The sequence below is a fragment of the Acinetobacter sp. WC-141 genome (assembly GCF_000313935.1).
GTDB lineage: Bacteria > Pseudomonadota > Gammaproteobacteria > Pseudomonadales > Moraxellaceae > Acinetobacter.
On sequence record NZ_AMSS01000045.1, the window covers coordinates 113,592 to 127,166 of the forward strand.

Annotated in this window: 14 protein-coding genes, 1 other RNA gene and 1 pseudogene; 8 read left to right on the plus strand and 8 right to left on the minus strand. The window is 36.4% G+C overall.

The genetic code is table 11. The features are described from left to right. The first annotated feature begins 16 nt into the window (after positions 1 to 16). From bamA to lpxA, 5 genes are read left to right on the plus strand one after another with little or no spacing between them, the layout of a single operon-like run. Positions 17 to 2,497: an outer membrane protein assembly factor BamA gene (bamA, locus tag ACINWC141_RS08675; RefSeq protein ID WP_502322077.1), complete on the plus strand. Its 2,481-nt coding sequence runs from the start codon at positions 17 to 19 to the stop codon at positions 2,495 to 2,497. A gap of 40 nt (positions 2,498 to 2,537) precedes the next feature. After that, positions 2,538 to 3,038, plus strand: coding sequence for an OmpH/Skp family outer membrane protein (locus tag ACINWC141_RS08680; protein ID WP_009390073.1), 501 nt, complete (start codon positions 2,538 to 2,540; stop codon positions 3,036 to 3,038). Positions 3,039 to 3,042: 4 nt separating this feature from the next. Continuing rightward, complete coding sequence (gene lpxD / locus ACINWC141_RS08685) at positions 3,043 to 4,113, plus strand: UDP-3-O-(3-hydroxymyristoyl)glucosamine N-acyltransferase (RefSeq protein WP_009390288.1); 1,071 nt, start codon at positions 3,043 to 3,045, stop codon at positions 4,111 to 4,113. Positions 4,114 to 4,119: 6 nt separating this feature from the next. Then, positions 4,120 to 4,605 carry a 3-hydroxyacyl-ACP dehydratase FabZ gene (gene fabZ / locus ACINWC141_RS08690; protein ID WP_003652176.1) on the plus strand — a complete coding sequence of 162 codons (486 nt, stop codon included), beginning with the start codon at positions 4,120 to 4,122 and terminating at the stop codon, positions 4,603 to 4,605. After that, entirely contained in the window at positions 4,602 to 5,390 is a 789-nt protein-coding gene (gene lpxA, locus ACINWC141_RS08695) for an acyl-ACP--UDP-N-acetylglucosamine O-acyltransferase (protein WP_009390301.1), read from the plus strand. Before fabZ ends, lpxA begins: the two co-directional genes overlap by 4 nt. A gap of 54 nt (positions 5,391 to 5,444) precedes the next feature. On the opposite strand, the gene ACINWC141_RS08700 is transcribed toward lpxA, so the two are convergent. Then, on the minus strand, positions 5,445 to 6,308 hold the full coding sequence (locus tag ACINWC141_RS08700; RefSeq protein ID WP_009390257.1) for a YbgF trimerization domain-containing protein: 864 nt from the start codon (positions 6,306 to 6,308) through the stop codon (positions 5,445 to 5,447). A gap of 314 nt (positions 6,309 to 6,622) precedes the next feature. Between ACINWC141_RS08700 and ffs the strand changes: the two genes are divergently transcribed. After that, positions 6,623 to 6,719: signal recognition particle sRNA small type (gene ffs / locus ACINWC141_RS19535), an RNA gene on the plus strand. Positions 6,720 to 6,733: 14 nt separating this feature from the next. Here the strand turns inward: ffs and ACINWC141_RS08705 are convergent. The 4 genes from ACINWC141_RS08705 to ACINWC141_RS08720 form a co-directional block, all read right to left on the minus strand. Further along, a complete protein-coding gene (locus tag ACINWC141_RS08705) occupies positions 6,734 to 7,216 on the minus strand; it encodes a regulatory protein RecX (protein ID WP_009390083.1) in 483 nt (160 codons plus the stop codon). 59 nt (positions 7,217 to 7,275) lie between these two features. Continuing rightward, the gene (recA, locus tag ACINWC141_RS08710) at positions 7,276 to 8,322 is read right to left on the minus strand and encodes a recombinase RecA (protein WP_009390221.1); all 1,047 of its coding nucleotides are present in this window, start codon (positions 8,320 to 8,322) and stop codon (positions 7,276 to 7,278) included. 145 nt (positions 8,323 to 8,467) lie between these two features. After that, positions 8,468 to 8,896 (minus strand): RNA-binding S4 domain-containing protein, encoded by a 429-nt coding sequence (locus ACINWC141_RS08715; RefSeq protein WP_009390239.1) that lies wholly within the window; start codon positions 8,894 to 8,896, stop codon positions 8,468 to 8,470. Next, positions 8,880 to 9,566 carry an HAD-IA family hydrolase gene (locus ACINWC141_RS08720; protein ID WP_009390224.1) on the minus strand — a complete coding sequence of 229 codons (687 nt, stop codon included), beginning with the start codon at positions 9,564 to 9,566 and terminating at the stop codon, positions 8,880 to 8,882. The genes ACINWC141_RS08715 and ACINWC141_RS08720 overlap by 17 nt, the downstream gene beginning before the upstream one ends. Before the next feature lie 418 nt (positions 9,567 to 9,984). Between ACINWC141_RS08720 and ACINWC141_RS08725 the strand changes: the two genes are divergently transcribed. Next, on the plus strand, positions 9,985 to 10,278 hold the full coding sequence (locus ACINWC141_RS08725) for a hypothetical protein (RefSeq protein ID WP_009390215.1): 294 nt from the start codon (positions 9,985 to 9,987) through the stop codon (positions 10,276 to 10,278). Positions 10,279 to 10,307: 29 nt separating this feature from the next. Here the strand turns inward: ACINWC141_RS08725 and ACINWC141_RS08730 are convergent, their stop codons facing one another. Then, positions 10,308 to 10,856 carry a GNAT family N-acetyltransferase gene (locus ACINWC141_RS08730; protein WP_009390230.1) on the minus strand — a complete coding sequence of 183 codons (549 nt, stop codon included), beginning with the start codon at positions 10,854 to 10,856 and terminating at the stop codon, positions 10,308 to 10,310. Between the two features lie 29 nt (positions 10,857 to 10,885). Then, positions 10,886 to 11,335 carry an Lrp/AsnC family transcriptional regulator GigD gene (gene gigD, locus ACINWC141_RS08735; RefSeq protein ID WP_009390205.1) on the minus strand — a complete coding sequence of 150 codons (450 nt, stop codon included), beginning with the start codon at positions 11,333 to 11,335 and terminating at the stop codon, positions 10,886 to 10,888. Between the two features lie 148 nt (positions 11,336 to 11,483). Between gigD and kynU the strand changes: the two are divergent. After that, positions 11,484 to 12,485: pseudogene (gene kynU / locus ACINWC141_RS08740) on the plus strand (kynureninase); the annotation flags it as partial. Between the two features lie 8 nt (positions 12,486 to 12,493). Here kynU and ACINWC141_RS08745 read toward each other — a convergent pair. After that, positions 12,494 to 13,519: an IS30-like element ISAba125 family transposase gene (locus tag ACINWC141_RS08745; protein WP_004994718.1), complete on the minus strand. Its 1,026-nt coding sequence runs from the start codon at positions 13,517 to 13,519 to the stop codon at positions 12,494 to 12,496. Between the last annotated feature and the right edge of the window lie 56 nt (positions 13,520 to 13,575).

Here is a 13,575-nt window from a genome sequence, read left to right on the forward strand (position 1 = left end):
GGCACTTGTTAGCGCTATGGCAGCGGTACAACAAGCATATGCAGCTGATGATTTCGTTGTTCGAGATATTCGTGTAGATGGATTGGTCCGTCTTACTCCTGCAAATGTTTATACCATGTTGCCAATCAACAGTGGCGATCGCGTTAATGAACCGATGATCGCTGAAGCAATTCGAACATTGTATGCCACTGGACTTTTTGACGATATTAAAGCATCAAGAGATAACGATACTTTAGTTTTTAATGTTGTAGAGCGCCCAATTATTTCAAAACTTGAATTTAAGGGTAATAAACTTATTCCTAAAGAGGCATTGGAACAAGGCCTTAAAAAGATGGGAATTGCTGAAGGTGAAGTTTTCAAGAAATCGGCTTTACAAACAATTGAAACTGAACTAGAGCAGCAATATACCCAGCAGGGTCGTTACGATGCTGATGTAACTGTTGATACGATAGCTCGTCCAAATAACCGTGTTGAACTTAAATTAAATTTTAATGAAGGTACAGCCGCTAAAGTTTTTAATATCAATATTATTGGTAATACTGTTTTTAAAGACAGCGAAATTAAACAAGCCTTTGCAGTTAAAGAAAGTGGTTGGGCTTCTATTGTAACGCGTAATGACCGTTATGCGAGAGAGAAAATGGCAGCAAGCCTTGAAGCTTTGCGCGCTATGTATCTTAATAAAGGTTATATTAATTTCCATATCAATAACTCGCAGCTTAATATTAGTGAAGATAAAAAGAATATCTTTATTGAAGTTGCTGTAGATGAAGGCAGCCAGTTTAAATTTGGACAAACCAAATTTTTGGGTGATGCACTTTATAAACCAGAAGAGTTACAAGCTTTAAAAATCTATAAAGATGGTGATACATATTCACAAGAAAAAGTGAATGCTGTTAAGCAATTATTATTGCGTAAATACGGTAATGCTGGTTATTACTTTGCAGATGTGAATATTGTTCCGCAAATTAATAACGATACAGGTGTTGTTGACTTAAATTACTATGTAAACCCAGGTCAGCAAGTGACTGTACGTCGTATTAACTTTACAGGTAACAGTAAAACTGCCGATGAAGTATTGCGTCGTGAAATGCGTCAAATGGAAGGCGCTTTAGCCAGCAATGAAAAAATTGATTTGTCTAAGGTTCGTTTAGAGCGTACAGGATTCTTCAAAACTGTTGATATTAAACCAGCTCGTATTCCTAATTCACCAGATCAGGTGGATTTAAACGTCAATGTTGAAGAGCAACACTCGGGAACTACAACATTAGCGGTAGGTTACTCACAAAGTGGTGGTATCACATTCCAGGCAGGTTTGAGCCAAACTAACTTTATGGGAACGGGTAACCGTGTTTCGATCGATTTATCTCGTTCTGAAACTCAAGATTATTATAACTTAAGTGTCACCGATCCTTATTTTACAATTGATGGCGTAAGCCGCGGTTATAACGTTTACTATCGTAAAACAAAACTAAATGACGACTATAACGTTAATAACTATGTTACTGATAGTTTCGGTGGTAGTTTAAGTTTTGGTTATCCAATTGATGAAAATCAAAGTTTAAGTGCTTCTTTAGGTATTGATAATACTAAAGTAACGACGGGTCCTTATGTGTCTACCTATGTTCGTGATTATTTATTGGCGAATGGAGGTAAGGCAACTGGTCAAGATACTTACTGCCCACCAGATCAGTTGGAAAAAGTTGTAGATCCAGTTACAGGAGCGGTTACATATACAGGTAAATGTCTTATTACACCAACTCCATATAATAATGCATTTGAAGGTGAGTTCTTTACATATAATTTAAATTTAGGCTGGTCATACAATACATTAAACCGTCCTATTTTCCCTACTTCAGGTATGTCACATCGTGTAGGTCTTGAAATTGGTTTGCCAGGTAGTGATGTTGACTATCAAAAAGCAACTTATGACGCACAGGCATTCTGGCCAATTAGTAATACTGGTTTCGTATTACGTGGTTACGGTAAACTTGGCTATGGTAATGATTTACCGTTCTATAAAAACTTCTATGCGGGCGGTTATGGCTCGGTTCGTGGTTATGATAGCAGTACCTTGGGTCCGAAATATTCAAGTGTGAATTTACAAGAAACCAAGCAAAATGACGGTTCTCCAGAAGAAGTTGGGGGTAATGCTTTAGTTCAATTTGGTACAGAGCTCGCTTTACCATTGCCTTTCAAAGGGGACTGGACTCGTCAAGTGAGACCAGTTATTTTTGCTGAAGGTGGTCAGGTATTCGATACCAAGTGTGACGTTGGTTCCTATTCTATGATTATGAATGGTCAGCAAATTGCAAATGCTAAAAAATACTGTGAAGATAACTATGGCTTCGACTTAGGCAATATGCGTTATAGCGTAGGTGTTGGCTTCACATGGATTACTATGATTGGACCATTATCTCTTAGCTATGCATTCCCTCTAAATGATAAGCCTGGTGATGAAACTAAAGAGATCCAGTTTGAAATCGGTCGTACTTTCTAAGTACGACTTGACTAAACATGAAATAAGGACACAAATTTAAATGAAAAAATTAAATATATTAATGATAGGACTAGGTCTGACAGTTTCTGCTATGACCAATGCTGCGGGTTATGGTGTTATTGATCTTGCTAAAGTTGTTGAAAACAGTGCGTATTTGAAACAGCAAAACGCAAGTTTAAATCAATCAGTTAAGCCAACTACAACTCGTCTTGAGCAGTTGGGTAAAGAATTGGAAGGTCTTCAGCGTCAAGCCCAAACTCAAGGGCAAAAAATGAAAGAAGATGATATTAAAAAGCTTCAAGCGCAATATCAGTCAAAACTTAATGAATTTAATTCTACTCAACAAGGTTTGCAGTCTAAAGTTCAAACTAGTTTGCAAGGCATGAACTCAACTTTTGAGACTCGTGTGAAGCAAGCAGCTGAACAATTACGAAAAGAAAATAATCTTGACTTCATTTTGAATAAAAATTCAACCGTTGCCTATGACGCTAAGTATGATTTAACTGATAAAATGATACAAAAGGTTAATTCAATGAAATAAATTAATGAAAGTGCAACATTATCGTTTAGATGAACTAGCTCACCTCGTAAATGGTGAGCTAGTAGGTACGGGTAGTCTTCAATTTATAAACTTAGCAAGTTTAGAAAATGCTGAAACTCATGAAATTGCTTTCGTGAATGGCGAAAAGTATATTGATCAAGCGAAGGCTAGCCGTGCGGGTGCGTACATTGTTACAAGCCTTATTAAAGAACAGCTTCCTGACAAACAAAATTTTATTATTGTTGATAATCCTTATTTAGCTTTTGCCATACTTACTCATGTTTTCGATAAAAAAATCACATCGGTGGGTATAGAAAGTACGGCTCAAATTCATCCTTCTGCGATCATTTCCGAAACAGCATATATTGGTCATTACGTCGTCATTGGTGAAAATTGTGTGGTAGGCGATAATACGATTATTCAGTCACACACTCGACTAGATGATAATGTGGAAATTGGAAAAGATTGTTTTATTGATGCCCATGTCACCATTACTGGTGGATCTAAATTATTTGATCGTGTGCGAGTTCACGCAAGTACTGTAATTGGTAGTGAAGGCTTTGGCTTTGCGCCATATCAAGGAAAGTGGCATCGTATTGCTCAATTGGGTTCAGTTATTATTGGTAATGATGTTCGTATTGGTTCAAATTGCAGTATTGATCGAGGTGCACTCGACAACACAATTTTGGAAGATGGGGTAATTATTGATAATCTTGTGCAAATCGCGCATAACGTTCATATTGGTTCAAATACGGCTATCGCTGCTAAATGCGGAATTGCTGGTAGTGTGAAAATTGGCAAAAACTGTATTCTGGCAGGGGCTTGTGGTGTATCAGGTCACCTTTCTATTACTGATAATGTGACTTTGACAGGAATGTCAATGGTCACAAAAAATATTTCTGAAGCTGGAACTTACTCTTCAGGAATTGGTTTATTTGAAAATAGCCATTGGAAAAAGACGATTGTACGCTTGCGACAATTAGCAGATGTGCCATTGACCCAAATCACTAAACGACTTGATCATATACAAGCTCAAATAGAGTCTCTTGAATCAACCTTTAATTTGCGTAAATAGAATATTATGACCGAGTCAACTACACCTAAATTTGCCATCCCTGAATTACCAATGCAGATTCAAACGATTCGTCAATATTTGCCGCATCGTTATCCTTTCTTATTGGTTGATCGTGTGACTGAAGTTACTGACAATAGTATTGTTGGTTATAAAAATGTTTCTATCAATGAAGAGTTCCTACAGGGGCATTTCCCAGAATATCCAATTATGCCTGGTGTTCTAATTGTAGAAGCATTAGCTCAAGTTTCAGGTGTTCTAGGGTTTATTATGAACAATGAAACGCCAAAACCTGGTTCTTTATTCCTTTTTGCTGGTGCGGAAAGAGTTAGATTTAAAAAACAAGTAGTTGCTGGTGACCAACTTGTATTAAAATCTGAATTAGTAATGCAAAAACGCGGTATCTACAAATATAATTGTACGGCTACCGTGGATGGTATTGTAGCAACAACCGCTGAAATTATGATTTCACACCAAAAAACAGAGCAGGCATGAGCAATCACGACTTAATTCATTCTACGGCCATTATTGATCCATCTGCAGTGATTGCTCCAGATGTCCAGATAGGACCTTATTGCATTATCGGTCCAAATGTGACGATTGGTGCGGGTACTAAGCTACATTCGCATGTAGTAGTGGGCGGTTTTACCAAAATTGGTCAAAATAATGAGATTTTCCAGTTTGCAAGTGTTGGTGAAGTTTGCCAAGACTTGAAATATCAAGGTGAAGAAACTTGGTTAGAGATTGGTGATCATAATTTAATTCGTGAACATTGCAGTTTACATAGAGGAACTGTGCAAGATAATGCTTTAACTAAAATAGGAAGTCATAACCTATTGATGGTTAATACACATATTGCACATGATTGTATTGTTGGTGACCATAATATTTTCGCGAATAACGTTGGTGTTGCTGGACACGTACACATAGGTGATCACATCATTATTGGTGGTAATTCTGGTATTCATCAATTCTGTAAAATCGATTCTTACAGTATGGTGGGTGGAGCATCACTAATTTTAAAAGATGTACCAGCTTACGTTATGGCTTCTGGTAACCCAGCTCATGCATTTGGTATTAATATCGAAGGTATGCGTAGAAAGGGTTGGTCTAAAAATACAATTCAAGGTCTCAGAGAGGCTTATAAGTTAATTTTTAAATCAGGACTTACTTCTGTTCAAGCTGTTGAGCAGATTAAAAATGATATTCTTCCGAATGTTCCTGAAGCTCAATTATTGATTGACTCTATTGAACAGTCAGAACGTGGTATTGTTCGCTAAGAAAATATATTAAAAAAAGACACCGTAATATGCGGTGTCTTTTTTTTTAAATTATTATTTATTAAAAAATTTAGCTTCTTCAGATTTTGGATACTGACTTAAAATTTTAGTTTTATATTGATTTGCTGAAGCTGTATTTTTATCTACATCTTTAGCAATGCTATAGAGTTGATAAAGAGCACGAGGAGCTTTACTCGAATTTGGATATCGAGTTGCTACAACATTGTAGTTCTTTTTTGCCTCATTATAGTTTACCGGATCAGTTGCTAAATTAAACTCAGCTAACCAAAAATAGGCATTCCCTGTATAGACGCTATTAGGATGATTTTTGATAAAGTTTTGCATTGGAGCAATCGCTTTTTTTGCACCACCTTGCTTATAGGCGTCCAAAGCTACAGTATAAGCTGCCTTTTCAAGCTCTACAGGGTTTGATTGGTTTTGTGAAGCTGGCTGAGACGCTTCCGGTTGTGGTGGAGGAGTAGTGGAAGGGGTGCTTGTTGGAGCAGCATTCACTACTTTGTTATCTACTGTAGAGGCTTCTGTGTTTGCCGTACCTGGAGCATCACTGGTTGCAGGATTGTCTGATGGGGCACTTTCAGGATCGACTTTCTGATTAAGCAGTTCTAAACGTTGATCTAAGTCAGTATAACGATTAGTTAAATCTTTTTTCAATTGTTCAATATCGTTTGATTGCTCTTCTAATTGCCCACGTAAGGTACGTACATCATTCTCTAATTGTTGGTTTTTTTGCATTAATTCCCAGTTTAAATTACTAGGTACTGAACCATTATTAGGAGAAGTGTTAGTTGAACTACCACCACTTTGGCTTAAACCGCGAGACTCAATTGGAATGTTGGCATAGAGAGAGGTAGTGCTCATTAAGGCAATAAATAATAAAGAATGCTTCATCAATCGCATGAGGATAGGTCCATAATTTTATGTAAAAGCCAACTTGAGAAAGGAATATATAAACTATTCACTTAACTATCTAAGATTTTAATTGGTCAATGCAATTAAAACAGCTAACAATATAAATGCAAGAATAGTTTACAATCTTCAAGCATATTTTATCCAAAATAAGGTACAAGAAAGGAATATAGGAGAGGGAAGTATAGAAAATTATGATTTTTTGCTGATGAATTAATCAATCGAAACATAAACTTGCTTAAAACTGTGAAGAAGGCTTGCAACTCTTTTAAAAATCTCTATACTCTGTTTTGCAATGGTAGCCCTGCTGGTGGCTTCGCAATTGTACTCTGTGAACCCCGCCAGGACCGGAAGGTAGCAACGGTAGCAGATCTATGATGTGCCGAAGTTTTGCTAGTGGGGCTGCCACCATTCTTTTAGTCCACTCTCCGTTGGACTGCCTTTATAATTACATCTAAATCAAATCCTCTATATTGTAAAAACCTAATCTGTTTTGCTTTAAGTTTTGGATCTTTTTCTACTTCTACGCCAAATTTTTTCACTTTCAGTTGATACGCTTGTTCTATCCAATCAATATTCTGAATATCATCTGCAATTAAATCATTTTCGATTTGTTTAGTTTTTAAAGCCTGCTTAATACGTATAGGACCTTTGCCTTTACGAATTTGGCTAGCAAGCATTTGCTCAGCAACACGTTGATCACTTTGATAGTTCTGTTCAGATAACTCCTCAACAAGTTGCTTAACCTCTTCAGGATTTTGGGCATAACGAGTTAATTTTTCAGTAAGCTCTGCTTTGGAGTAATCTCGACGAGTTAATAAAGCAAAAGCATAGGAGCGTAAACGCTGACCTGTAAGCAATGCTCGTTGTTGAGACTGTTCTTCAGTTCTTTTGAACATAGTAGTAGGGTTCCCTTGTAAAAAAACGCCCCGAAGGGCGTTTTAATGCTCATAAATAATTAAGATTCTAATAGAAGATCAGCTTCTTCTTCATCTTCAACTTGAGCAGTATTCGTACCTGTTGTTAACAGCTGTTCACGGATATTACGTTCAATCTCTCCAGCCATTTGAGGGTTCTCTTCAAAGTGGCGAATAACATTGTTCTTACCTTGACCAATTTTGTTACCTTGATATGAATACCAAGCACCCGCTTTTTGTACGATATCTTGCTGTACAGCTAAATCTACAAGTTCGCCTAGTTGGTTTGTGCCTTTACCATATAGGATTTGGAAAATAGCTTCTCTGAAAGGAGGAGCCATTTTGTTTTTAACAACTTTAACTCGAGTTTCAGAACCGACGATTTCATCACCTTCTTTTACTTGACCAATACGGCGGATATCTAAACGGACAGAAGCGTAGAACTTCAATGCGTTACCACCAGTCGTGGTCTCAGGACTACCAAACATTACCCCAATCTTCATACGGATCTGGTTAATGAAAATAACCATACAGTTTGAGCGTTTAGCATTACCCGTAATTTTACGAAGTGCCTGACTCATTAAGCGAGCTTGTAAGCCCATATGAGAGTCACCCATCTCACCTTCAATTTCTGCTTTAGGTGTAAGTGCAGCGACTGAGTCGACAACAATCATATCAATTGCGCCAGAACGAACTAGCATATCCGCAATTTCAAGTGCTTGTTCACCGTTATCAGGCTGTGATACAAGTAAATTATCAATGTCTACACCAAGTTTACGTGCATATTGTGGATCTAATGCGTGCTCTGCATCGATAAATGCACAAGTACCGCCAGTTTTTTGACATTGTGCAATCGCTTGTAGTGTCATTGTGGTTTTACCAGAAGATTCTGGACCATAAATCTCGACAATACGACCTTTTGGTAAACCGCCAATCCCCAATGCAATATCTAAGGTCAAAGAGCCTGTAGACACAGCTTCAACAGCTTGAACAGTGTTGTCACCGAGACGCATCACCGTATTTTTGCCAAATTGTTTCTCAATTTGACTTAGCGCGGCTTGTAATGCTTTGCTTTTATTCTCATCCATCTCAAAAACCTCAATACTCTATATTCATCACGTTTAACCCAAGTGGATGCATTGAATCTCAACTTGTTTCACTAGGTTAATAGTGACAGATTTTTTCTACAGCTTCTATGTGTTGTATGTGTGTGTGCGACACAACTCGACGTTTTTATTCATCGTCATATGACCAATTTTGATCATTCTCCTGTTTAAATCGAATAATTTGTCGACGATCCTTTTTACCCGGTCTATGATCAGGCCGAGCTAGATTATGCAATTTTCGTTGGGATGCAATCAACTCCCGTCTAGCAATACTCACTTCGGTTTCTTCATAAAGTTGCTGTGCAATTGGCGCTGGGCCACGTGTATTTGAAAGGGCCTTTATCAAAACAGTTTTTTTGTCTGACCCTTGCTGAATAATAAGTTCCATTCCAACACGAATTTCTTTGGAAACTTTTACACGCTCATTATTGTGATGTACTTTACCACCTTCGATTGCAGCTTTAGCAATTGAACGAGTTTTAAAAAAACGAGCAGCCCATAGCCATTTGTCAACACGCATGGTTTCTAGAGCATCGTTTTCAAGCAATTTTGACATCATTATCCTTTCTATCAATTTGATTCAATATAGACAGCAAGTCTGTAAGTCGATCTAGCGCCTTATACTCTAAATCTTGATGCTGTCTTGCATTCTTTAGACTTGAGGGCTGTGAGATAGTAAACAAGTGTTTAATACCAAATTTCTCTGCCGTTTTTAATACGGGTGCCGTATCGTCAATAAAAATCGTTTCATTTGGATTGAAAGGATGTAATCGTTGGAGTTCTTGCCAAAAATTAATATCTTCTTTTGCATAACCAACTTGTTCACTAGATATGATGACATCAAAGAAATGTTCAATTGCAATATTGTCGAGTTTTAAACGTAAGCTGGCGCGATCAGCATTCGTTACTAGCCAGCACGTGTACCCTAGATCTTTAAGTTGTTGCAGAAGCTCAATACAACCAGAACGAGCTTGGATCCTAGATTGAAATTCTTGTTGTAATTTGAGTACATCAACTCCAACAGTTTTAGTCCAATAGGTTGATGAATACCAAACTAGAGTATGCCTATGTGATTGATAAAATTGGTACAGTGTTTTTTGGCTTTGGGCGAGGGGAAGTTGATGTATTTCTGCATGTCGTTCAGGAAGACATTCATTCCAAATAAAACCATCAAAGACGAGATCTAATAGCGTACCATCCATGTCAAACATTACAATCTTAGACACGAGTCAAAAATCTCCAAAAATATTCAAAGCAAAATTTTTATGACACATCTACCATAGATCCTTTTAAAATCATAAATTAAACAAAATTATGAATATTTAAATTAATGTAAAGCTCCACCATTAATTTTTCTAAAATTTACATAGATGAATGTGATGGATTGGAAGATAAATCGTTTGAAATTATAGCGTGTAATTTTGCAAAACAAAAAATAATAATAAATGGTTTTAATAGAAAATTCTTCTTTTATGCGGAGTAAAACAATAACCAAAATCTTCTAAATTAGAAATTTAAAGGATTATTTAAGAACTTTTCTAATTATGGTTACATACGATACTTTTTGATAAACAATATATAAATTGAAGCGTACTCAATTAACGTTATATTGAAATTTATCCTAATAAGAATTTAGAGAAAGCAATGAAAATTGGATTTATTGGCGGAACCAATGACGGTATTGTAATCAATGCTGCCGATGGTCTTGATACTTATAAACTTGAGTGGCACTACAAAGCAGAAAAACATTGTGAGTCACAACTTACCTTAGGGCTGAATGGACCTGAGTATGATTATTACAATTTATTAATTCTAAGAAAAAATAAAGAGGCAAAACTTTTTTATGTGCTTACCACTATGGAAAAAGAAGAAATAGCGGATAAACTTCATGAATATTGGGAATGTTCGACCTCTGTTGGTTATGATTTTGATGAATAGCCATTTTTAAAATTAGTTTTGTTAAAGACCTAAGTCTCCAATTGTAAGTTGAATGATGCTTTTGTGATTTCATATAGTACATGTGCTCTTAATTTGTGATGGAGAGCAACTTTAGGATGATCAAAGTTTTTAGCTTTCTGCATTCCAAGTCTTTTCATTACAGTTTCAGACGGTGTATTAATAGAGGCGGTGAACGATACAACCTTATCTAAATTGAGCACATTAAAAGCATAGTCTAAAACGGCTTTTGCTCCTTCTGTTGCATAACCTTGTTTCCAAAATTCTTTTGCAAGTCGCCATCCAATTTCCACACATGGAGAGAAGTCAAATTGTTCAGGTTGGCTGTGTAGACCAATAAACCCGATAAATTGATGGGTTTCTTTTAATTCTACTGCCCAAAAACCCCAGCCATTTTTATAAATGAGAAGTGAAATTTTCTGGATTAAGTTAAGACTTTCTTGGGGTGTTAGAAGGTTGGGGAAAAATTGCATGACGTCTTGATCTAGACCCATTTTGATAAAGGATTCAAAATCACTTTCTTTCCATTGTCTTAAAATTAAACGTTTAGTTTCGATCATGGGGTAACTCGTTAATGGCAAATTAGAGGTCAAAGTGGTTTTTGTATAATTTTCTGTAAAATGATTTTAGAGTTGATGCTCACCACACCTTTAATTTTATTTAAAGTATTAATGACAAAATGAGAAAAGGAATTTAGATCTTTAGTTGCAACGTGTAAAACATAATTAGATTCTCCAGTAATAATATATGCATTAATGACTTCATCAAAATTTTTGATCTGACTTAGGAAAAAGTTGTGATCATTTTCTGTTAGCTGGGCAAGTTTTATTTCAATAATGGCCTCAATTTTTATGCCTAATTTTTCATAATTAACTTTGGCTTGATATTTTTCAATTACACCATTGCTTTCTAGAATTTTAACTCGCCGATGACAAGCTGATGCCGAAAGATTAACGAGATCGGCAAGTTCTTGATTACTTAACCGAGCGTTATCTTGTAAATACTTCAGAATTTTTAGGTCGATTGCATCTACATTCATTTTCGAATTTCATCCACATTTTCTAATTTTAATTAGAACTTTATACGAAAATAGCTAATTTTAATCAAATATTATCGAATAAATCATAAGAATTGACATGATAAAATTCAATAACAAAGGAAATGTTGAAAAATAGGTGAAATAACAAATGATTACTCATGAACAGTGCCTCTATTGGGATCAGGAAGATGAACTCAAAAAGTTTAAAGATGAATTCTCGCTTCCAAAAGAAGTGATCTATTTAGATGGTAATTCTTTAGGTGCACGACCAAAGAAATCATTAGAAGTTGCTCAGCATATTATTTCCCAAGAATGGGGAGAGGACCTGATTAATAGTTGGAATAAGGCAGACTGGTGGGGTTTACCGACAAGATTAGGCGACAAGGTTGCAAAGCTGATCGGTGCAGAGCAGGGTGAAGTGGTAATTTCTGATTCTACGACCCTAAACTTATTTAAGGTTTTATCAGCTGCTGTAAAAATTCAAGCCGAAAAATTTCCAGAACGTAAAATTATTGTGGCGGAAAAAGATGCTTTCCCAACCGATATTTATATTATTGAAGGCTTTATCGATTTGATTCACCAAGGTTATCAAGTTGAATTGATTGAGGGCACAGATGATTTATCACGTGTGTTAGAAAAAGATGTAGCAGTAGTTGTACTTTCTCATGTGAATTATCGAACCGGATATTTCTACGATATGGCATCTATTAATCAACAAATTCACGCTAAAGATGCTTTGATTATTTGGGATTTATGTCACTCGGTTGGCGCAGTGCCAATGGATCTAAACCATAGTAATAGTGATTTTGCGATTGGATGTACTTATAAATATTTAAATGGTGGGCCAGGTTCACCGGCTTTGTTATGGGTAAATCGAAAGCATCGTGACGAGTTCTGGCAACCTTTATCAGGCTGGTGGGGGCACAAAAAACCATTTGATATGGCTCAGCACTATGAACCAGCTAACAGTATTCGTCGTTATTTGTGCGGAACTCAACCTATCATTTCGATGAGTCTAATCGAATGTGGTGTCGATATTTTCTTGCAAGTAGATATGCAAAAAATACGCGAGAAATCTCTTAAATTGACAGATTTATTTATTGAACTTATTCAACAAGAATGTGCTCAGTTTGGTTTTGAACTGATTACACGGCGAATTCAAACATGAGGTGCGACAGTTTCAAAAGCCATATGATAATCAACAAGCTGAGCAAATTTCTCTAATGGTGTAAGCCAATCTAACGCCTTTCTAGGACGAGTATTCAGTGACATGGCAACTTGATTTAAATAATGCTGATCTGCCTGATTTAAATCAATCCCTTTAGGTAAATATTGCCTAATTAAACCATTCATATTTTCGCATGTGCCTTTTTGCCAAGGTGAATGTGGGTCACAGAAATATACATCTATGCCTAAATCTTCTTCGAGTATTTTATGTTCTGACATCTCGCGTCCACGGTCATAGGTCAACGTTTTACGCAGTTCTGCAGGTAAATATTTCAGAGCTTCAGTTAAAGCCTTGCGCACTGATTCTGCCTTTGCATCAGGTAATGTTGCCAAGATACAGAGCCGTGTATTTCGTTCAATAAGTGTTGCTATCGAACTTTTATTGTCTTTACCTTTAATTAAATCAGCTTCCCAATGACCCGGTATTTTTCTTTCTTGAACTTCGGCTGGGCGCTCATGAATAGTTTTAATATCCTGTAATATAGAATCTTTTTTAGGTTCACCGTTAGCTTTTCGCTTTTTATTTTCATGACGCAGACAGGATAATAAGTCTTTTTTCAACTCACCCTTTGGTAATGCTCGTATCGTTGAATAAATCGTTGTATGGCTTACATTCATTGTTTGATCCAAATCAGGAAATGTCTTTAAACGCTTTGCTATTTGCTGAGGAGACCATAAACAACGGATCGCTTCAACAATAAATTTCCAGAGGATTGAATCGATTTTGAGTTTTCTGTGACCACGTCTACGTCTAGCGAAGGTGTTATCAGAAGCATATCGAGCTTGATAAACGTCATTGATGCTATTTCTTTTAAGCTCACGATAGATCGTACTAGGATGTCTTTTAATGAGTTCAGCAAATTTTCTGGCTGAAAAGCCTTCTTTTCTTGACTCAAGCATTAATGCAGTACGATCTTCAAAGTTAAGATGATGGTATGACAATTTTATATACTCCATAAACCCTTTAAATTAATTAGGTGGTTTATGTCGCACTTCAAGTTTTACTCTGCCAT